21 protein-coding genes are annotated in these 19,255 nt (G+C 71.5%); 8 read left to right on the plus strand and 13 right to left on the minus strand.

Annotated elements, in window-relative coordinates:
• Positions 1–82: 82 nt before the first annotated feature.
• Positions 83–1,762 carry an ABC transporter substrate-binding protein gene (locus tag RIF65_RS01975; protein ID WP_309065816.1) on the minus strand — a complete coding sequence of 560 codons (1,680 nt, stop codon included), beginning with the start codon at positions 1,760–1,762 and terminating at the stop codon, positions 83–85.
• A 150-nt stretch (positions 1,763–1,912) separates the two neighbouring features.
• Between RIF65_RS01975 and RIF65_RS01980 the strand changes: the two genes are divergently transcribed.
• From RIF65_RS01980 to RIF65_RS01995, 4 genes are all read left to right on the plus strand, one after another.
• Positions 1,913–3,163 (plus strand): LCP family glycopolymer transferase, encoded by a 1,251-nt coding sequence (locus RIF65_RS01980; protein ID WP_309065817.1) that lies wholly within the window; start codon positions 1,913–1,915, stop codon positions 3,161–3,163.
• Between the two features lie 25 nt (positions 3,164–3,188).
• On the plus strand, positions 3,189–4,055 hold the full coding sequence (locus RIF65_RS01985) for a spermidine synthase (protein ID WP_309065818.1): 867 nt from the start codon (positions 3,189–3,191) through the stop codon (positions 4,053–4,055).
• Between the two features lie 112 nt (positions 4,056–4,167).
• Positions 4,168–4,695: a hypothetical protein gene (locus RIF65_RS01990; RefSeq protein ID WP_309065819.1), complete on the plus strand. Its 528-nt coding sequence runs from the start codon at positions 4,168–4,170 to the stop codon at positions 4,693–4,695.
• Positions 4,696–4,766: 71 nt separating this feature from the next.
• A complete protein-coding gene (locus tag RIF65_RS01995; protein WP_309065820.1) occupies positions 4,767–5,255 on the plus strand; it encodes a SprT-like domain-containing protein in 489 nt (162 codons plus the stop codon).
• Positions 5,256–5,312: 57 nt separating this feature from the next.
• Here RIF65_RS01995 and RIF65_RS02000 read toward each other — a convergent pair whose 3' ends face one another.
• Positions 5,313–5,816 carry a MarR family winged helix-turn-helix transcriptional regulator gene (locus tag RIF65_RS02000; protein ID WP_309065821.1) on the minus strand — a complete coding sequence of 168 codons (504 nt, stop codon included), beginning with the start codon at positions 5,814–5,816 and terminating at the stop codon, positions 5,313–5,315.
• A gap of 117 nt (positions 5,817–5,933) precedes the next feature.
• Between RIF65_RS02000 and RIF65_RS02005 the strand changes: the two genes are divergently transcribed.
• On the plus strand, positions 5,934–6,323 hold the full coding sequence (locus RIF65_RS02005; protein WP_309065822.1) for a DUF7882 family protein: 390 nt from the start codon (positions 5,934–5,936) through the stop codon (positions 6,321–6,323).
• Positions 6,320–6,688: a peptide ABC transporter permease gene (locus RIF65_RS02010; RefSeq protein ID WP_309065823.1), complete on the plus strand. Its 369-nt coding sequence runs from the start codon at positions 6,320–6,322 to the stop codon at positions 6,686–6,688. Before RIF65_RS02005 ends, RIF65_RS02010 begins: the two co-directional genes overlap by 4 nt.
• A gap of 372 nt (positions 6,689–7,060) precedes the next feature.
• On the opposite strand, the gene RIF65_RS02015 is transcribed toward RIF65_RS02010, so the two are convergent.
• The 11 genes from RIF65_RS02015 to RIF65_RS02065 all read right to left on the minus strand — a co-directional run bounded on the left by RIF65_RS02015 (position 7,061) and on the right by RIF65_RS02065 (position 16,916).
• Positions 7,061–7,438: a DUF3054 domain-containing protein gene (locus RIF65_RS02015; protein WP_309065824.1), complete on the minus strand. Its 378-nt coding sequence runs from the start codon at positions 7,436–7,438 to the stop codon at positions 7,061–7,063.
• Positions 7,439–7,501: 63 nt separating this feature from the next.
• Positions 7,502–8,179 carry a 2-phosphosulfolactate phosphatase gene (locus tag RIF65_RS02020; RefSeq protein WP_309065825.1) on the minus strand — a complete coding sequence of 226 codons (678 nt, stop codon included), beginning with the start codon at positions 8,177–8,179 and terminating at the stop codon, positions 7,502–7,504.
• A 43-nt stretch (positions 8,180–8,222) separates the two neighbouring features.
• Positions 8,223–9,608, minus strand: a complete 1,386-nt coding sequence (locus RIF65_RS02025) for an ABC transporter permease (RefSeq protein WP_309065955.1) — start codon at positions 9,606–9,608, stop codon at positions 8,223–8,225.
• 104 nt (positions 9,609–9,712) lie between these two features.
• Entirely contained in the window at positions 9,713–10,474 is a 762-nt protein-coding gene (locus RIF65_RS02030) for an ABC transporter ATP-binding protein (protein WP_309065826.1), read from the minus strand.
• Between the two features lie 133 nt (positions 10,475–10,607).
• Positions 10,608–11,243 (minus strand): response regulator transcription factor, encoded by a 636-nt coding sequence (locus tag RIF65_RS02035; protein ID WP_309065827.1) that lies wholly within the window; start codon positions 11,241–11,243, stop codon positions 10,608–10,610.
• A 28-nt stretch (positions 11,244–11,271) separates the two neighbouring features.
• Positions 11,272–12,474 carry a sensor histidine kinase gene (locus tag RIF65_RS02040; protein WP_309065828.1) on the minus strand — a complete coding sequence of 401 codons (1,203 nt, stop codon included), beginning with the start codon at positions 12,472–12,474 and terminating at the stop codon, positions 11,272–11,274.
• A gap of 163 nt (positions 12,475–12,637) precedes the next feature.
• Entirely contained in the window at positions 12,638–13,429 is a 792-nt protein-coding gene (locus RIF65_RS02045; RefSeq protein ID WP_309065829.1) for a class I SAM-dependent methyltransferase, read from the minus strand.
• 27 nt (positions 13,430–13,456) lie between these two features.
• Positions 13,457–14,593, minus strand: coding sequence for an AMP-binding protein (locus RIF65_RS02050; RefSeq protein ID WP_309065830.1), 1,137 nt, complete (start codon positions 14,591–14,593; stop codon positions 13,457–13,459).
• A gap of 8 nt (positions 14,594–14,601) precedes the next feature.
• Positions 14,602–15,537, minus strand: coding sequence for a 1,4-dihydroxy-2-naphthoyl-CoA synthase (locus tag RIF65_RS02055; RefSeq protein ID WP_309065831.1), 936 nt, complete (start codon positions 15,535–15,537; stop codon positions 14,602–14,604).
• A 40-nt stretch (positions 15,538–15,577) separates the two neighbouring features.
• Positions 15,578–16,579, minus strand: coding sequence for a permease prefix domain 1-containing protein (locus RIF65_RS02060; RefSeq protein ID WP_309065832.1), 1,002 nt, complete (start codon positions 16,577–16,579; stop codon positions 15,578–15,580).
• A 1-nt stretch (position 16,580) separates the two neighbouring features.
• Positions 16,581–16,916 carry a PadR family transcriptional regulator gene (locus tag RIF65_RS02065; RefSeq protein ID WP_309065833.1) on the minus strand — a complete coding sequence of 112 codons (336 nt, stop codon included), beginning with the start codon at positions 16,914–16,916 and terminating at the stop codon, positions 16,581–16,583.
• 172 nt (positions 16,917–17,088) lie between these two features.
• Between RIF65_RS02065 and RIF65_RS02070 the strand changes: the two genes are divergently transcribed.
• Positions 17,089–18,114 (plus strand): GNAT family N-acetyltransferase, encoded by a 1,026-nt coding sequence (locus tag RIF65_RS02070; RefSeq protein ID WP_309065834.1) that lies wholly within the window; start codon positions 17,089–17,091, stop codon positions 18,112–18,114.
• 120 nt (positions 18,115–18,234) lie between these two features.
• A complete protein-coding gene (locus RIF65_RS02075; protein ID WP_309065835.1) occupies positions 18,235–19,212 on the plus strand; it encodes an o-succinylbenzoate synthase in 978 nt (325 codons plus the stop codon).
• Positions 19,213–19,255 lie beyond the last annotated feature (43 nt).

A 19,255-nucleotide genomic window follows, 5' to 3' on the forward strand; every position in this document is an offset into this window, starting at 1 on the left:
ACGCGGTGACCGAAAGTGACCGCGCGTCGTCTCGCTTTGCCGGCTCGACGACCGAGGAAGGTGCGACCAGAAGCGGTCGGTCTTACTCGGTCAGGACGATGTCCGTGAAGACCTCGTCGTTCACCGGGCTGGCCGGGTAGCTCTCGACCCGCGGGTCGAATGCCAGGGTCGGGGCCGGGTGCGCGAGCGGAACACCGGGGATGAACTGCATGACCTCTTCGTTGATCTCCTCGTACAGCTTCGTCTGCTCTTCGAGGTCGGCGACGCCGCGCGCCTCGGTGAGCATCTGGAACAGCTCGGGGTTGTCGAAGCCCCACTCCGCGCTCTTCTGACCGAAGAACACGCCGAGGAAGTTGTCGGTGTCGTTGTAGTCACCGGTCCAGCCGAGCAGGTGGATGCCGTGGTTCGGCGTGCCGGTGATCTGGTCGAGGTAGTCCGGCGACCAGGCGTCGGTCTCGGGAGTGATCTTGACCCCGACCTCCTCGAGCTGCTTCGACAGCACCGTGAAGATCTGCTCCGGGTTCGGCATGTACGGGCGCGAGACGTTGACCGGGTAGTTGAAGGTCAGCGCCAGCGGCTTCTCGGCGGTGAAGCCGGCCTCCTCGAGCAGCGACTTCGCCTTCTCAGGGTCGTACTCGTAGGTCGTGACGTCCTTGTTGTAGCCGTTGACCATGTCGGGCACGAACTGGGTGGCCTTCTTCGTGCCCTCCGGCAGCACCTGCTTCACCAGCGCGTCCTTGTCGACCGCGTGCGACAGCGCCTGGCGAACCTTCGGGTCCTGAAGCTCAGGCACGGCCTGGTTGAACGCGAGGTACAGGATGGTGAACGGCGGACGCGACACCATGGTGAAGCCGTCCTCGTCGAGCGCCTGGGTGTCGGCCGGGGCGACGAGGTCGTACCCGTCGATGGTGCCGGCCTCGAGCGCCTGGCGACGGGCGTTCGGCTCGCCGATGATCTGGAAGATGATCTCCTCGATCTGACCCTTCTCGCCCCAGTAGTCGTCGTAGGCCGTCAGTGTGACGTTCTCGCCGGGCTTCCACGACTCGAACTGGAACGGCCCCGTCCCGACCGGGTGCCCCTTCGCGTACTCGGACAGTGCGGGCGACTCGGCGGTGCCGCCGATCTCGTCGGCCTTGAACTCCTGCAGCGCCGAAGGGCTCTGCATTCCGAACGCGGGCAGCGAGAGGGAGGCGATGAAGCCGGCGAACGGCTTGTTGAGCTCGATCGTCACCTCGGTGTCGCCGTTCGGGGTGCACGACTTGTACACCGCGTCGGCGGGGTTGGAGGCGTAGCCCTTGAAGAGCTTGTTGTAGTAGTAGCCGAGCGCCTCGGAGGCCAGCAGCCCGGTCCAGTTGAACCAGCGGTCGAAGTTGAAGCAGACGGCCTCGGCGTTGAACGGCGTGCCGTCGTGGAAGGTCACACCCTCTTTCAGAGTGAAGGTGTGGCTCATGCCGTCGTCGGCGGACTCCCACTTCTCGGCGAGGAGCGGAGCCGGGTCGGCAGTTCCCGGCTTGGTGCCGACCAGGCCCTCGAAGATCTGGCGCGAGACGCGGAAGGTCTCGCCGTCCTGGGCGATGGCGGGGTCGAGGCTCGCCGGGTCCGCCGACGCGGCGAAGACGAACGTCGAGTCGACCTCGGCCGCGCCCCCGTCTCCCTCGTCGTCGTCGCGCTGGCTGGCGACGCAGCCCGACAGCAGCATCGCGGCGACCGCTGTACCGGCGACGGCGATCAGGCCGCGTCGGCGCATGGATGTCTTGTGCATTGTGTGCCTCTCTGTGGACGCTTCATTGCGCTCTCGGATGCCGCTTCGCATCCGCATGTCCTCGACGCTACCCACGGACCGCCGCCGTGCCAACTCGACGCACGTTGCGATCCGATATCGGCTGCGACCCGAGATGGGTAGGGTCGGAGAATGAAGCGACCCGTCGCGCAGCACGCCCCGAACCGCAACGCCTCGGCCTCGCGGTCGCTGCTGCGGATGCTGGGGATCGGCGCTGCCGTGCTCACCGTCGCGGCCCTCGGTGTCGGCGCGTTCCTCGTGGCCGACCTCACGGCGCGGGTGGGGAAGGACGCGGTTCCGCTCGACGGCGCACCGTCCGTCGCACCGCCCGCGATCGGCGAGTACCCCGGCGCGTTCGCGATCCTGCTGGTGGGCACCGACGAGTGCGGACCGGTGTCCACCAAGCTGCTCGGCGAGCGCTGCGAGAGCGAGGACGGCATCCGCAATGACGTGAACCTGCTCGTGCACGTGTCGGACGAGCCGCGCAAGGTGACCGTGGTGTCGTTCCCCCGCGACCTCATGACCGAGGTGCCCGCGTGCGTGACGGAGGACGGCTCGACGGCATCCCCCTCCGACAAGAAGCAGATCAACACCGTCTTCCGGCACGCCGGGCTGTCGTGCGTGGCGCGGACCGTGACCGAGCTCAGCGGGGTCGAGATCGGCTTCGCCGCCAAGCTCAGCTTCGACGGCGTGATGGAGATCACCGACGCCGTCGGCGGCGTCGAGGTGTGCATCGGCGAGGACGGCCTGCACGACAGGGAGACCGGCCTGGACTGGGAGCCGGGACTGCGCACCGTGGAGGGATACGAGGCCCTGCAGTTCCTGCGCACCCGCAAGTCGGTGGGGGACGGCAGCGACCTGGCGCGCATCTCGAACCAGCAGCAGTACATGTCCCGGCTCGCCCGCAAGGTGCTGAGCAGCGAGACGCTCAGCGACGTGCCGACCGTGATGCGGCTGGCCTACACGATCGCCGACAACATCGTGCCGAGCGAGAGCCTCACCGATCCGGTGCGCCTGGCGCAGCTGGCCCTCGCCATGAACGACGTGCCGTTCGAGGACTTCGTGTTCGTGCAGTACCCGACTCTCGAGGACCCGGACGACGACAACAGGGTGATCCCGAACGCGCAGGCGGCGGAGCCGCTCTGGGAGGCGCTGGCGGCGGGCCGCCCGATCGACGTCACCGGCCGGGCCAGCAACCACGGCGGGGTCGATGAGCAGACCCCGGCGCCGACGGAGCCCGTCCCCTCGCCGTCCGGGGCCCCGTCGGAAGGGCCGTCGGGAACGCCGTCGGGGACGCCCTCCCCCACCGATCGCGCCCAGTTGCCGCCCGAGATCAGCGGCATCGACCTGAACCAGGAGACCTGCTCGGGCCGACGCCGGTGATCGGGCCGGCAGTACGCTCGACGTCATGGGACGAGCACGCGGGCGCGACGCCGAGAACCCGCGAGCGCGGCTGACGCACGGCGGGATCGCCGAGATCGCCCCGTCCGAGTTCACGAACGGGTTCGAGCTGATCGTGGACGGCACTCCCCAGTCGCACGTCGACCTGGACGACCCCACCCACCTGCACTTCGAGTACATCGTGCGGATGGGAGCGGTGATCGACCAGTTGGGTGAGGAGGGCGCCGCCTTGACGGCCGTGCACCTGGGGGCCGGCGCGCTCACGCTGCCCCGCTACATCGAGGCGACCAGGCCAGGATCGCGTCAGCAGGTCATCGAGCTCGAGCAGCCGCTGGTCCAGCTGGTCCGCGACGAGCTGCCGCTGCCGCGCGGCGCGTCGATCCGGGTGCGGATCGGCGACGCCAGGGACGGCGTGCGGCGGCTGCCGGACGCCCTGTCTGGGCGTTGCGACCTGGTGGTGTCGGACGTGTTCTCGGGCGCGCAGACCCCGGCGCATCTGACCAGTGTGGAGTTCTACCGGGAGCTGTCCGCCCTGCTCGCTCCCGACGGCGTGCTGCTGGTCAACGTCGCCGATGGCCCGGGGCTGGCGTTCGCCCGCCGCCAGGTCGCCACGGTGGCGACCGTGTTCGCCGACGTGGCCGTCCTCGCCGACACGCAGGTACTCAAGGGCCGACGGTTCGGGAACCTCGTGCTGGCGGCATCCGCCACCCCGCTGCCCACCCGCTGGCTGCCGCGGATGCTGGCGGCGGGACCGCACCCGGCGAAGATCGCGCAGGGCGACGAGGTCGCGGCGTTCGCGAAGAGCGCGGCGATCGTGACGGATGCCGACGCCGTCGACTCCCCTCGCCCCGACGCATCGCTCTTCCTGCGCTGACGTCGCGACGCGCCGGAGAGCGGATGCCGGGCATGCCGGGCGTGCCTCATGGGCTTCGCCGACGCGCGAGGCAGACTGGTGGGCGGACGCCGCGAGAGAGGAGCCATCAGTCGTGAGTTTGATCCAGGGTTACGACCCCGACACTCTGCACGAGCTGGTCGACCCGCGCGAGTGCGCGGCACGGCTCGCCGAGATCGAGCATCAGCGCAGCCTCCCCGCCCTCCTCGAGCGCGTGTGGCTGCTGAAGGTGCTCGACCGCCTCGACGAGGCCCTCGAACTCGCCGACGAGACCGTCCGCCAGGCCCGCATGGCCGGCACCCGCAAGGACGTGCTGCGCGCCCGCGTGCTGCACGCCACCGTGCTGCAGAAGCGCGGAGCGCACGCCGCCGCCGAACAGGAGCTGGCGACCTGCGCCGACGAGGCCGAGGGGCAGCGCTGGGCCGGCATCGCCGCGTTCGCGCACCAGCATCACGGCAAGAACGCCTACGACGCGGGCGACTACGAGCAGGCCAGGGAGAGCTTCAAGCGCGCGCTGTTCCTGCGCCGCGAGGCGGGCGCCGACGACAGCGAGCTGCAGACCACGCTGCTCGCGATCGAGGCGGCGGATCGTCGGCGCTCCGAGCAGCCCGTCGGCGTCTGACATCCGTCACGCTCGCGACACGTTCGGCTTCCACCGCGCCCGATGTCCGCGGAGCGCTCTACTCTGATGCCATGGCTGATCTGAACCGGGTGCGCGTCTGGGGCGAGGCGCTGATCGCGCTGCACCTCGACGAGTCCTGGTCGTTCGATTTCGACAACGCCAAGCGCCGGGCCGGCCTGTGCGACTACCGGCGCAAGCGCATCACCGTGTCCCGGTACCTGGCGGCGCGGTTCGAAGACGACGAGATCCACCAGACGCTGCTGCACGAGGTTGCCCACGCCCTCGCCGGCCATGACGCCGCTCATGGCCCCGCCTGGAAGCGCGTCGCGCGCGAGCTGGGCTACATCGGCGGCACCACGCACACCGGCGAGACCGCGACCGAACTCGCTCCCTGGATCGGGCAGTGCCCCGCGGGCCACGTCGTGTACCGGCATCGCCGCCCCGCACGCGCCACGTCGTGCGCCAAGTGCTCGCGGCGGTTCGATCAGCGCTACCTGTTCGAGTGGACCCGTCGCGAGATCACGGCCGCCGATCGGCGCGCCGCGCTCGTCTCGCGCTGAGCCGCGTTCGGCCGCGCTCAGTCGCGGTCGCAGAGCGGTCAGTCGGCGGGTGGCCCGTCAGTCGGCGGGCTGCGGAGCCACGCCGTCGACCGCGTCGACCATGCGCCGTAGGAACCCCACCACGGTGGCCTGCTCCTCCGCGCTGAGCGACGCGGCCACCGCGTACATGCGGGCGTGCATCACACCGAGGGTCTCCCTGACCTCCTGATCGGCGTGCTCTGTCACCTTCACCAGGATGCTGCGGCGGTCGGACGGATGCGACATGCGCGTGATCCGCCCGGTCTTCTCCAGCCGGTCGAGCAGGGCCGTGATGGACGCCGAGGACAGCGCCAGATACTTGGTGATCTCCGACGGGCGTGCGGTGTGATCGGGCTGTTGCAGCAGGAAGCGCAGCGCCAGCAGCTCGTTCTCGCCCATCGCCATGGAATCCCGCGTCCGGCGGCGCATCGCCATGTCGGCGGCGCGGTACAGCCGCATCGTCTCGAGGACCTCGCGCGCGCGGGCCTTCTCGTCGATCTCGTGTGCGGCGTACCAATAGCCGGCGTCGGCGGGCGTGTCCACTGTGCTCCTCGGTCGGGCTCAAAGGCAAGAAGACCCATCTTACGCTTCCAAAATTAATTTAGACAAACTAGTAGTTAGGTGACTAAGTTAGTTTTCACACCGACGAATGGAGCAGAGATGGGTCACCTCTTCTACGGCAGCTCGACGACACCGGAGAGCATCCCCGACCGGGTTCTTGCTCATCTCAAGGTGGTCATCGCCACCAAGCTGCGCCGCAACGAGAGCTTCACGCTCACCTGCGACCGCTCACGGGAGGGCAAAGGCTCCACAACGCTGTGGCTGCAGCCCTCCATCCCGTTGCGCTTCGTGTTCGATTCGGCGGAGACCGAGGACCTCGATCCGGGCGCCCTGACCAAGATGGCCCAGCTCGCCTCCACCAGCAGGGGCCTGGTGATCGATCTCAACGACCGGCCCGAGCACGGAGGAGATGCGGCATCCCTCCCCCACGTGCCCGAGCGGCGGCGTGCACGTGCCAGTCGTCCCGCTCCGGTGCGGACGGCGGCATGAGCGCGCCGGTGGGCACCGCGTCCGGCGTCCGCTCGGGGGTGGCACCCGCGCTCCCTCGCCTGGCCGCCGTGTCATGGGCCGAGGTCGACACCGGCTTCTGGGTGGCGAACCGGGCCGGCGAGTACTTCGGCTGCGTCGACGCCGTCCGCGGCGGGTTCGTCACGCGCGACGCCTACAACACCCCGGTCGGGCGCTACCCCACGCTGGGCGACGCCAAGGCCGCGGTGCGCAGCACGGCGCATCCGCTCAACGTCCGCGGCCGACGGCTGATGGCGCGCATGCAGCTCACCGCTGCCACCGCGGCCGGTCTGCTCGCCGGAGCCACCGCACTGCTGGCTGTGACGGTCATGCCGCCGCTGTCCTGAGCGCGCCCGCCGGCCGGATCCGATGCAGTTTCTGGCATCCCCGCGGGTGTGATCCCGCGTCCGCTGCCGATTCCGGCATCCCCGCGGGGGTGCGATCACGCATGCGCTGCAGTTTCCGGCATCCCCGCGGGGGTGCGATCACGCATGCGCTGCAGATTCCGGCATCCGCGCGGGTGTGATCACGCGTGCGCTGCAGATTCCGGCATCCGCGCCATCGATCGATGCAGCGGATGCCACAAACTGGCGCACACAGGGTGCGCGGAGCCGGGCGAGCCGGAGCGGGGCGGGCGGGCCGCAGCGGATGCTGGGAACCGGCGTGAACGCCGTGCGCAGCCGATGCCGTTCGACCGGCACCGGGCGACCTCTACGGGATCAGGCGGCCTCGGCGCGCGGACCGCGCCAGCGGCGCACGAGCAGCGCGGCCAGGCGCCAGCCGATCAGGAATGCCGCCAGGACCAGCGAGGCGACGACGATGAACGCGGTCTCGGCGGTGTCACCGCTCGCGATGCGCAGCAGCATCCCGCCGGCGACGGTCACGATCCACACCACCGCGCCCCAGCCCAGCGACCACGGCCGACGAGGGCGAGCGGGAACCAGGGCGGCGAGCAGGTGCCCGACGACCAGGCCGACGAGGAACGGCCACGCGGTGAGCAGGAAGCCGAGCGGATCCTCCCCGTGCGACGCGCGGCCGATCACCGCGAAGACCAGCACCAGGACGGCATCGACGACGAACGCGGGAAGGTACCTCATAGCCCGACTTTACGCCGGGCGATGCCGCTCGTTCCGCGGCGCGCGGAGGACGCGCCTCGCTGTTCAGCCCGCCGCGTCGAACGCCATGAACACTCCATCACGCAGCACCGGCACGGCGTCCACGGCATCGAGTTCGGCGGCATCCGCGACCGTCACCGGTTGCACGCCGGCGGCCCGCATCCGCTCCGTCACCTCGACGCCCTCGGCCAGCTCCCGGCCCGAGCCGCTCGCGGTCAAGAGGTGGCGCAGCGCCCTCCGCAGCGCGCGGAACGACTCCGCGGCCGCGGCGGCCTCGGGTGAGGAGTGGTCGATGCCGAGATCGCTGAGCGCGGCGAGCACCGCACCGGCGCCGAGTTGATCCTCGACGGCGAAGCGCAACCCGCCCTCGGGTGTGCGCTCCCCCGCCGCGATCACGGTCACCGCCGTGCGCGCGGCGCGCCGCTCCTGCACCGCCAGCACCGCGCGAGCGGTCGCGGCGGCGTTGCGGATGCTGCCCAGCAGCACCACGGGGGCGTCGGCGCGATCGGCGGCCGCGGCGGCGACGGCGGCCCCGTTCACCGACCAGACCAGCGCCTCCTCCCGCCCCATGCGGTCGCCTCGCGCGACGGCATCCGCCATCGACGAGGAGAACCGCAGCACGTCGACCACGACGACGACGTCGGCGGGTGCGATCCGGGCGAGCCCCTCGACGCCCCAGTCGAAGCGGACCTGATAGGTGGACTGATCGAACGGCGACGGCATCCCTCCAGCCTATTCAGCCGGCGGAGGGATGCCGTGCCACGCGTCACTCGGCGGCGAGCGCCTCGACGGGCGCGACGCGGGTCGCCAGACGGGTGGGCGTGACCGCGGCGACGAGGGTGAGCACCGCGGTCGCGGCCACGATGACCGCGACCGGTGCCCACGGCACAGCCGGAGCGACCAGGCCTGCGGGGGCGAAGTCGGGCAGCACCGGCACCGATCCGAGCAGCGACTGCGCGGCGATCCATCCGTACGCGATGCCGAGGATCAGCCCGGTGCCGGTGGCCGCGACCGTGATGTGCAGGGCCTCGAGGAGCACCATGCGGCGCACCTGCCCGCCGGTGAGTCCGATCGCGCGCAGCAGCCCCAGCTCACGGCGGCGCTGCACCACCCCGATGGTGAGCAGGTTCACCAGGCCGACCGCGGCGATGACCGCGGAGACGGCGACGAGCACCATCATGACGGTGGTGAACGCGTCCACCGAGGCGAAGAACGCGTCGGCGGCGTCCCCCTCGGTCTGCCGGATGAGCAGCGCCTTCGTCGATTCCATCGCGACCGCGAACATCGTCACCAGCGTGACCCCCATCACCACGCCGATCGCCATCCGGCTCGACCGCTCCGGATACCGCAGTGCGTTCTGCGCGGCGAGGCGGGCGGTCGCGCTGCCGCCGAACAGGCCGCCCACCGCACGCAGGACAGGGGGCATGACGAGGGCGGCGCCGGTGGCGAGGCCGGTGAACGAGAGCACGCCGCCGAAGAACGCCACCACCACGCCGAGCGGCGTGATCAGTCCGACCATGACGCCGCACACCAGCAGCGCGATGCCCAGGATCAGCAGGATCAGCGCGCCGACGTGGCGGGCTGGGCGGGCCGCGACCTCCTCGTGGCTGCGCTCCACCGAACCGCCCAGCGCCTGCAACGGCGTGACCGTCAGCACCCGCCGGGAGCCGACCCACGCGGCGAGCCACGTGGTGAGCGCCACGCCGACGACGGGCACCACGATACCCGGCTGCGCGAGCGTGAAGCCGTCGGGGGTGCCGTCCAGCATCCGCTCGCCGACCAGCACGCCGCCGGCCGACACGGCGAGCCCGACCACGAGACCGAGCAGCGAACCGATCAGTCCGACGACGAAGCCCTGCCCGGTCACCTCGGCGCGCTGCGAGCGCGCCGACGCCCCGATCAGGCGCATCAGCGCGATGCGCCGCGTGCGGCCTGCGATGATCGTCGAGAACGTGTTGGCGGTGACGATGGCGGCGACGTACATGGCGACCGCGGTCAGCAGCACCGACAGGATCGCGACGACCAGCGCCAGCATCTCGCTGTCTCCGATGAACGGATCGGCCTGCAGCACAGCGCCGATGTAGACGGTCACCTCGACCAGGAACACCCCGAAGGCGGCGGCGAGCGCCGCGACCAGGATGCTGGCGCCCATCCCCCGGCCGCGCAGCCAGGCGAGCCTCGGGCCACGCGGCCGTTCGAGGGCGGCGGGCGCCACTGTGGCCGTCAGCGTCGACGTGCCCGAGTCGGCGGGGGCGCTCACGCCGCCACCTCGGCGGCGAGCATGTACGACGCGATCTGCTCGGCGCTCTGCCGCGGGTGGTCGGCGGTGATACGCCCGTCGCCGAGGAACAGCACCCGGTCGGCGTGGCTGGCGGCGACGGCGTCGTGTGTGACCATCGCGATGGACTGCCCGTGCTCGCGGCTGGCCCTGGCGAGCAGCTGCAGCACCTCGCGCCCGGTGGCGGAGTCGAGGTTGCCGGTCGGCTCGTCGGCGAAGACCAGGTCGGGCGCGGTGGCGAGGGCCCTGGCGATCGCGACGCGCTGCTGCTGCCCGCCTGAGAGCTGATGCGGACGGTGGGTGAGCCGCGCCCCGAGTCCGAGGGTGTCGATGAGCGCGTCGATGCGGGCGCGCTCCATGGCGCTCGGGCGGCGGCCGTCGAGCTCGAACGGCAGCAGGATGTTGCCCAGTGCGTCGAGCGTCGGCACCAGGTTGAACGCCTGGAAGATGAATCCGACGCGGCGCCGGCGCAGCACGGTCATGTCCAGATCGCCGAGGCCGGTGATCTCGGTGTCGCCGATCCAGACGCGCCCCTCGGTCGGGGTGTCCAGGCCCGCCATGATGTGCATGAGCGTGGACTTGCCGGAGCCGGACGGCCCCATGATCGCGGTGAACTGGCCGCGGCGGATGCCGACGCTGACGTCGTCGAGGGCGCGGACGCCGGCATCGCCGGTGCCGTAGGTCTTGGTGAGGTGCTGGACGCGGGCGGCGAGGCCCAGGTCCGAGGTCGTGATCTCCATGCCTTCGACGCTATTTCCGGGGGTGCGGACGTCGCGTCGCCCGCCGGATGCATTCGCGCTACATCGGCAGGATGATTCGTCGTGCGCCGCCGGGCGGGCGGGTCGCGCCGGCGGGTCGGCGGGTGGCGGCGGGTCAGGCCAGGCCGTGCTCGAAAGCGAACACGACCAGCTGCACCCGGTCGCGCAGCGCGAGCTTGGTGAGGATGCGGGAGATGTGCGTCTTCACGGTGGCCTCGCTGAGGTACTCGCGGGCGGCGATCTCGGCGTTCGAGAGCCCGCGCGCCGCGAGGGCGAAGATCTCCCGTTCGCGGTCGGTGAGTTCGCCGTACGACGGCGGCACCGGCTTGGCGGCAGGCGTGAAATGCGCGAAGAGTTCACGCGTGGCGGATGCCGCGATCACGCTCGAACCGGCGTGCACGGTGCGGATGGCCGCGAGGAGGAACTCCGGGTCGGCGTCCTTGAGCAGGAACCCGCTGGCCCCCTGCTGGATCGCCCTGGCGGCGGCCTCGTCGAGGTCGAACGTGGTCAGCATGACGATGCGCGGCGCATCGGGCCGGGACAGGATCTGCGAGGTGGCAGTGAGGCCGTCCATCACCGGCATCCGGATGTCCATCAGCACGACATCCGGGGCGGTGCGGGCGACCACGTCGACCGCCTCCCGACCGTCCCCGGCCTCGCCGACCACGTCCATGTCGGGCTGGGAGGCGACGAGCATGCGGACGCCGGCGCGGAACAGCGCCTGGTCGTCGACGAGCACGACCCTGATCATGCGGCCCTCCTGGTGTCGCTCGGATTCGTCATCCGTGCGGCCCCGGACTCGCCGACGGGCCGATCGGCAGCGTCGCCCGGACGACGAACTGCCCGGCATCCCGCTCCGCATCGAGCGTACCGCCCGCCAGTTGCGCGCGTTCCCGCATACCGATCAGCCCGTGCCCGCCGCTCGACGGTGCCGTGGCGACGGCGACGGCGTTGCGCACCTCGATGTCGACGCGATCCGCCCACCATGACAGGCGCACCACGACGTCACCCTCACCGTGCCGGATCGCGTTCGTGAGCGCCTCCTGCAGGATGCGGTAGACGGCCAGCTGGATCGCGCCCGGCGGTTCGGCCGGCGGCATCGGGTCGACGGTGACTCGCGGCTCGACGCCGGCCCTGCGCACCTGCGCGAACAGCGCCTCAAGGTCGGCGAGGGTCGGCTGCGGCCCGTCGCCCTGGCGGTGCCGGAGCTGGGTGAGCAGCATCCGCACGTCCGACAGCGCGGCGCGCGCGGTCTGCGCGATGGTGCCCAGCGACTCCTGGGCGAGCTCGGGATGGGCGGCCGCGGCGTAGCGGGCCCCGTCTGCCTGAGCGATCACCACGGCGAGCGAGTGGGCGACGATGTCGTGCATGTCGCGGGCGATCCGGACGCGCTCCTGCTCCTCGGCGGCGGTCGCCTCGGCCTGCAACTGCGCCTCCCGGGTGGCGCGGCCGTGCAGCACCACGCGCCACAGCACGCCCGCGCCCCACGACATGGCCAGGGACAGCACCACGACGGCGCTGACCAGGCCGGCGAACGCGACGACGCGCAACGGGTTGAGGTCGGGGCCGAACGCCCCGCCCTGCAGGAGCGTGACGTACAGTCCGGCGATGGCGCCCCCGGCGACGGCCGAGGCGCCGCCGATCCAGAGCAGTCGCTTGGTGCCCCACGCCGCGGTCGCGAACAGCACGACGAACACCGCGATGTTGATGGGCGACGGCCACATGCCGCCGGCCATCTGCAGGACGGCGCCGATCCAGGCCACGGCGAGCGCGATGCCGGGTGCCAGGCGGGCGATCGCTGCCGCGCCCCACAGCACGATGCCGACCAGGATGTGGTGGGCGGCCTGGATGCTCGGCGCCGCGATCCAGGTGCCACCGGTGTTCGCGAGCATGACGAAGCCCAGCGGCAGCGTGATGAGGAGTCCGACGACCGCCCCGACGATGTCGAGGGCCAGCTGATACGGCTTGAGCTGTCGGATCACCCCGCCACGCTACGCGACCGCGCCCCGCCCGGCATCCATCGCGAGATGTATGCGGCGCGCGGCGTTCACAACTCAGGAATGATCCGGCCGCGAAGCCCGATCCGGCCCGGTTCCGGGCCCTTCGGGCCCGTTTCTCCTGAGTTGTGAACGCCTGGCGCCGGTGTCACACGCGGCAGAGGATCTCGCCGTGCGGAACGAGGAACCAGCCGTCGTCGTGCTGCGACCACGCGGTCCAGGCAGCGCTGATCCGGCGCAGGTCGTCCAGGCGGGCATGCCCCTGATCGACGAGTTGCCGGGCCAGGTCGGACTCCAGGATCCGGTCCGCCCACATGCCGCCCCACCATTCGCGCTCGGCCGGGGTGGTGTAGCACCAGGTGGATGCGGTGGCGGCGATGTCGGTGAACCCGGCCGCTCGCGCCCAGGCGAGCAGACGGCGTCCGGCATCCGGCTCTCCTCCGTTCGCCCGCGCGGCGAGACGGTAGAGCCGCAGCCAGTCGTCCAGCTCAGGCAGCAGCGGGTACCAGATGAACCCGGCGTAGTCGGCGTCACGGGCAGCGACGACGCCGCCCGGCTTCGCGACTCGGCGCATCTCGCGCAGCGACTGCACCGGGTCGCCGACGTGCTGCAGCACCTGATGCGCGTGGACGATGTCGAAGCTGTCGTCGGCGAAGCTCAGTGCGTGCACGTCCTCGACGGAGAAGTCGATGTTCGTCACGCCGTTCCTGGCCGCGAGCGCCTGCGACAGCGAGAGCGCCCCGGCGTCGATCTCTGTGGCGGTGACGCGTGCCACGCGGCCGGCGAAGTCGACGGTGATGGTGCCCGGCCCTGCCCCGACGTCGAGCAGCACGGCATCCGGCGCGAGGTGCTCGGCGAGGTAGGCGGCGGAGTTCGCGACGCTCCGGGTGTTGTGCGAGCGCAGCACCGAGCTGTGGTGCCCGTGGGTGTAGACGGCCATCGCGCCAGTCTGCCGCACCCCGCCGGTTCAGCGCGGGTCGGCGATGGCGCGGCGGATCTGCTCCCGGTCGGGTTTGCCGGACGCGAGCACGGGCAGCTCATCGACGACGATCAGGCGGGTCGGGCGGGCATGCGCACCGACCTCGGATGCCACGGCGTGCCGCGCCTGCTCGAGCTGTTCGGCCTCCGTGCGGCGCAGCGCCGCCCCGCGCGGCGCCACGATCGCGCACGCCTCGCCCCAGCGCTCGTCCGGCACCCCGATCACCACGGCACGGTCCAGCCCCGGGATGCCGCGGACGACGCGCTCCACGCGGTCGAGGGAGATGTTGATGCCGCCCGACACGATGACGTTGTCGGCCCGACCGTGCACCCGCACCACGCCGTCGTCGACCAGTCCGAGGTCGCCGGTGCGATACCAGCGGATGCCGTGCGCGTCGCGCACGAAGACCCGCTCCGTGAGGGCGTCGTCACCGAGGTACCCGTCGGCGAGCACGGGTCCGCTGACCCGCAGCTCCCCCTCCACCTGGCGGACCGTGACGCCGTCCAACGGCACCCCGTCGTACACACAGCCTCCGCTGGTCTCCGTGGAGCCGTAGGTGCGCACCACGCGGGCCCCCACCGCCTCGGCGCGTTCCCGGATCGCCTCGGGCAGCGACTGCCCGCCGACGAGGATGGCCCGGTAGGCGCGCAGCGCCGACCTCACGACCGGGTCGTCGGCGGCGTCCAGGAGCGTGGCCAGCTGGGCGGGCACGAGCGACGTGTACAGGTCGGCGCCCGCCGCGTGCACCAGGGTGGCGTCGGCGAACACGAGCGGACGGAAGCTCCCGCTCAGCAGCACGGGCTCTGTGCCGGCCAGCGCCGACCGGACGAGCGCCTGCAGCCCCGCGACGTAGCCTGCCGGCAGCGTCAGCACCCAGCGCCCGGCGCCGATGCGGGCCGCGGTCGCCTCGGCGCTCGCCCGCAGGGCGGCCGCACTCAGCACCACCTGCTTCGGGATGCCGCTGGAGCCGGATGTCGCGATGACGGCCGCCGTGCCCTCCGGCACCTCGCGCCCCGGTGCGGGAAGCATGCCCAACCCGATCGCCGGGCCGCCGTCGAGCGCGCGGCGGATGCCGTCCCGCACCTGGACGGGATCATCCCCGGGGAGGGCGATGAGTTCCGGCATCCGTCACCTCAATAGTGCCAGGGGTACGGCGACCAGTCCGGGTCGCGCTTCTGCAGGAACGCGTCGCGGCCCTCCACGGCCTCGTCGGTGCCGTACGCGAGCCGGGTGGCCTCCCCGGCGAACACCTGCTGACCGACCAGTCCGTCGTCGACGGCGTTGAAGGCGAACTTCAGCATCCGGATCGCGGTGGGCGACTTGGTGAGGACGGTCCGCGCCATCGCGATCGCCTCGCGCTCCAGTTCGGCGTGCGGCACGACCCGGTTCACCGCGCCCATCTCATAGGCGCGCTGCGCGGAGTACTCCTCGGCGAGGAAGAACACCTCGCGGGCGATCTTCTGACCGGTCTGGCGCGCCATGTACGCGGAGCCGTATCCGGCGTCGAAGCTGCCGACATCGGCATCCGTCTGCTTGAACCGGCCGTGCTCGGCACTCGCGATCGTCAGATCGCAGACCACGTGCAGCGAGTGTCCGCCCCCCGCCGCCCAACCCGGCACCACCGCGATGACCACCTTCGGCATGAACCGGATGAGCCGCTGCACCTCGAGGATGTGCAACCGGCCGGCACGGGCCTGCGCCTCGCCACCCGGGTCGGTCCCGGCGCCTGTGGACGGGTCGTCCTCCGCGTACTGGTACCCGTCGCGTCCGCGGATGCGCTGGTCGCCGCCCGAGCAGAACGCCCAGCCGCCGTCCTTCGGACTGGGGCCGTTCCCGGTGAGCAGCACGACCCCGATCCGGGGGTCCTGCCGCGCTATGTCGAGTGCCTGGTACAGCTCGTCGACGGTGTGCGGGCGGAACGCGTTGCGCACCTCGGGGCGGTCGAGCGCGACCCGGGCGATCCGGCCGTCCCGCGACACGTGCGCCGTGATGTCGGTGTAGCGCTCAGCGCCGGGCGCGAACGTCCACTCGGCAGGGTCGAACAGTTCGGAGACGAAGTCGTCGGTCACGGCTCTCAGCCTAGTTCGCGATGACGCGGCGCCCGGCGGGCTAGTTCGCCATGGCCTGGCGACCGGCGGGCTGCTCTGCGGCGCGACGCGCCTTGCGCCAGCCGTCGACGACGTCCCAGACCGCGAACGCGACGATCGCGACCCCGGTGATCGCGGCGAGCACCGCGAGCACCCCGCCCTGCCCTGACGGCTCCGCGGACTGCACAGCACCGCTGCCCACCAGGCTGTCCACGAACGCCGGGTTCACCAGCTCGCCGCGGCCGAGCAGTGTCAGCGCCCAGCTCACGAACAGCACGGCCAGGGCGGAGTTCACGATCGCGAGTGTCGTCGTCCAGCGCCGCGCGGCGTACACCGCGACGGCGAGCGCCGCCTCGAGGACGATCAGTGCGAACAGGCCCGCGATCCCCCACGGCCACAGTTCCGGGTTCAGGATCGGCAGCGCCCGGGCGTCCTCCTGGACGAAGCCACGGAACCGGTCCCACAGGATCGCGCCGACGGCGATGGCGAGGAACACCAGCGAACCGATCAGCTCGCTGCGCCCCGCCCCGTCGTCCTGCTGCTCGGGCAGCTGGTCGACATCCCACTTCACGCCCGTGTCGGTGCCGGTGCGCTCGAGGACGGCGAAGACCAGCGTCGTCCAGAACGACACGTGCACGATCACCGAGAGCCCCATCGCGATCACGGACGCGAACACTTCGCCGACGGTGGCGTCGCCGAGCACCTCGGCGATCGCGACGCCCAGCATCGCGCAAGCCGGCACGACGATGAGCAGCAGCCTCAGCAGCCGCCACCAGGTCAAGAAGTACCGCGGGCCGATGAGGTGCAGCGGCCGGTCGGCGTAGCCTGCCGCGAGGATGCCGGGGTCGCCGAGCTCGGTCAGCACGGCGCGCTCGGCCTGCTCGCGGCTCTCACCCTGCTCGAGGCGGGCCTCGACGGCGTCGTCGATGGACGCCTGCAGCTCGGCGCGGACGTCGGCCTGCACATCAGGGCGCAGGCTGCGGATGGTGGCGGAGATGTAGCGCTCCGTCAGGGTGGCGGTCATGTCAGTTCTCCTTCTCGTCGAGTGCGGCGGTCGCGGCGGCGATGGCGGCGACCTCACGGGTGAGGGTCTCGGCGAGGCGGATGCCGGCTGCCGAGGTGCGGTAGAACTTGCGCGGCCTCGCCTCATCGGTGTTCCACTCGCTGTCGAGGTACCCCTGCTTCTCCAGGCGTCGCAGCAGGGGGTACAGCGTGTTCGCGTCGGTGGGGAATCCGGCCGCCGCGAGTTGCTCCAGCAGCCCGTAGCCGTAGCCGGGCGCGCGCAGCAGCTGCAGGCTGGCCAGCACGATCGTGCCGCGCCGGAGCTCCTGCAGGTGGCCGTCGAAGTCGTCCTCGTTCATGTTCGACATGATATTGTGTGACACACATCATCGTCAACCAGACATCATCGTGTGGCCCGCCTGCTGTTCATAACTCAGGAACAGCAGCCCCGGTTCGACCGAAACCGCGCCGGAACGGCACTGTGCACGCCGAGTCTCCTGAGTTGTGAACGAGGCGGGCCATGATGGAGCCATGCCGACTCCCGTCGAGATCACCCGGGTCGATCCGTTCGATGACGATGCCGTGAACGCCTGGTGGCACGCGTACGCCGCCGCGAAGACCGCCGACATGGGCGAACACGCCACACGCTGGTCGTTGGAGGAGACCCGCAGCGAACTGCAGCAGCACTCGGAGGTGGTCGACCGGCGCGCGTACCTCGCCACGGCGGGCGGGCGGGTCGTCGGTTCCGGGTCGCTGGCGCTGATGCTGAAGGACAACCGGCATCTCGCACGCCTCGGTGTCACCGTGCCGCCCGCGCACCGCCGACGCGGCATCGGCACAGCGCTGCTGCAGCACATCGAGGCTGTGGCGGCATCCGAGGGGCGCACCACACTCGCAGCGGACACGTCGTGGCCGGCATCCGCTCCCGCCGACGGCTCGGGTCAGCCGGGGCGCGAGTTCGCCCGACGGCACGGCTACGACATCGCGCTCGGCGACCTGCAGAGCCGACTACGGCTGCCCGTCGACGATCGGGTCATCTCCGAGCTGCTCGACGAGTCCGCTGCCGCATCGGCCGGCTATTCGACGCGCAGCTGGGTCGGCCCGGTGCCCGACGAGCTCGTCGCGGCCTGGGCCGTGCTCGACAGCTCGCTCGACACCGAGGCCCCCACCGGAGACCTGGACCTGGAGGCGACCGCGCCCGACGTCGCCGACATCCGCGAGAGCGAGGAGCTCATCGCCACACAGGGCCGCACGTCGTTCGGCACCGTCGCGCTCACGAGTGACGGGCAGGTCGCCGCGTACACGCAGATCGTCATCTCCCGCGACGACGGCAACGCCTTCCAGTGGGGCACACTCGTGCGCCGCGAGGACCGCGGGCACCGGCTCGGACTGCGCGTCAAGCTCGAGAACCTGCGGATGCTGCAGCGGCACACCCCGTTGCCACCACAGATCTACACGTTCAACGCCGATTCGAACACGCACATGCTGGCCGTGAACCGGCGGCTCGGCTTCGAACCGGTCGGACGGATGGCGGAGCTGCAGAAGCGGACGGTGTGAGCCCGGGCAGGTGTTCACAACTCAGGAAAACCGGGACCGTATCGGCGAGAAACGCCGCGAACCGGCCCCGCGCGGCCCGACCCTCCTGAGTTGTGAACGCCGCAGGGGCATGATGGAGCCATGACCCCGCCGCTCGCCGACATCCTCGCCACCGCTCGCGTGGTCGCCCTGCCGATGCACACCCGATTCCGCGGCGTCGACGTGCGCGAGGCCGTGCTGTTCGAGGGTCCGCAGGGCTGGGCGGAGTTCTCGCCCTTCGCGGAGTACGACGACGCCGAGGCGGCGACCTGGCTCGCCGCGGCGATCGACTTCGCGTGGCACGAACAGCCCGCGCCGCTGCGCGATCGCATTCCGGTGAACGCCACGATCCCGGCTGTCGCCGCCGCGGCGGTCGCCGACGTGCTGGCCCGTTTCGACGGATGCCGCACCGCCAAGGTCAAGGTCGCCGAGCGCGGCCAGGTGCTGGCCGACGACGTCGCCCGCGTGCGGGCGGTGCGCGAGGCGATGGGGCCGGAGGGCCGCATCCGCGTCGACGCGAACGGCGGGTGGAACGTCGACGAGGCCGAGCACGCCGTGCACGCCCTCGCCGAGTGCGACTTGGAATACGTCGAACAGCCGTGCGCGACGGTTCCGGAACTGGCCGAACTGCGACGGCGCGTGAAGTACATGGGCATCCCGGTCGCCGCGGACGAGAGCGTGCGCCGCTCCGCCGACCCGCTCGCCGTGGCGCGCGCCGGCGCCGCCGATCTGCTGGTCGTGAAGGCGCAACCGCTCGGCGGCGTCCGGCGAGCCCTGCAGATCATCGCCGCCACGGGACTGCCCGCCGTGGTCTCCAGCGCCCTGGACACCGCGGTCGGCCTGTCGCAGGGCGCCGCGCTGGCGGCATCCCTCCCCGAGCTGGACTACGACTGCGGGCTCGGCACGGCCGCACTGTTCCTCGACGACGTCGCCGACGCGCGACCGTCCGGCGGTGCGGTGGATGCGCGCCGCGTGACGCCGGATGCCGGAGCGCTGGAGCGCCTGTCCGCGTCCGCGGATCGCCGCGACTGGTGGCTGGCGCGCCTGTCCCGGTGCCACGAGCTCGTCGCGGCGGGCTGACCCTCGCCCTCCCGCCCAGCGCACGGCTTCCCGCCCGGCGCAC

Origin of the sequence: Microbacterium sp., from assembly GCF_031180975.1 — a bacterium.
Taxonomy (GTDB): domain Bacteria; phylum Actinomycetota; class Actinomycetes; order Actinomycetales; family Microbacteriaceae; genus Microbacterium.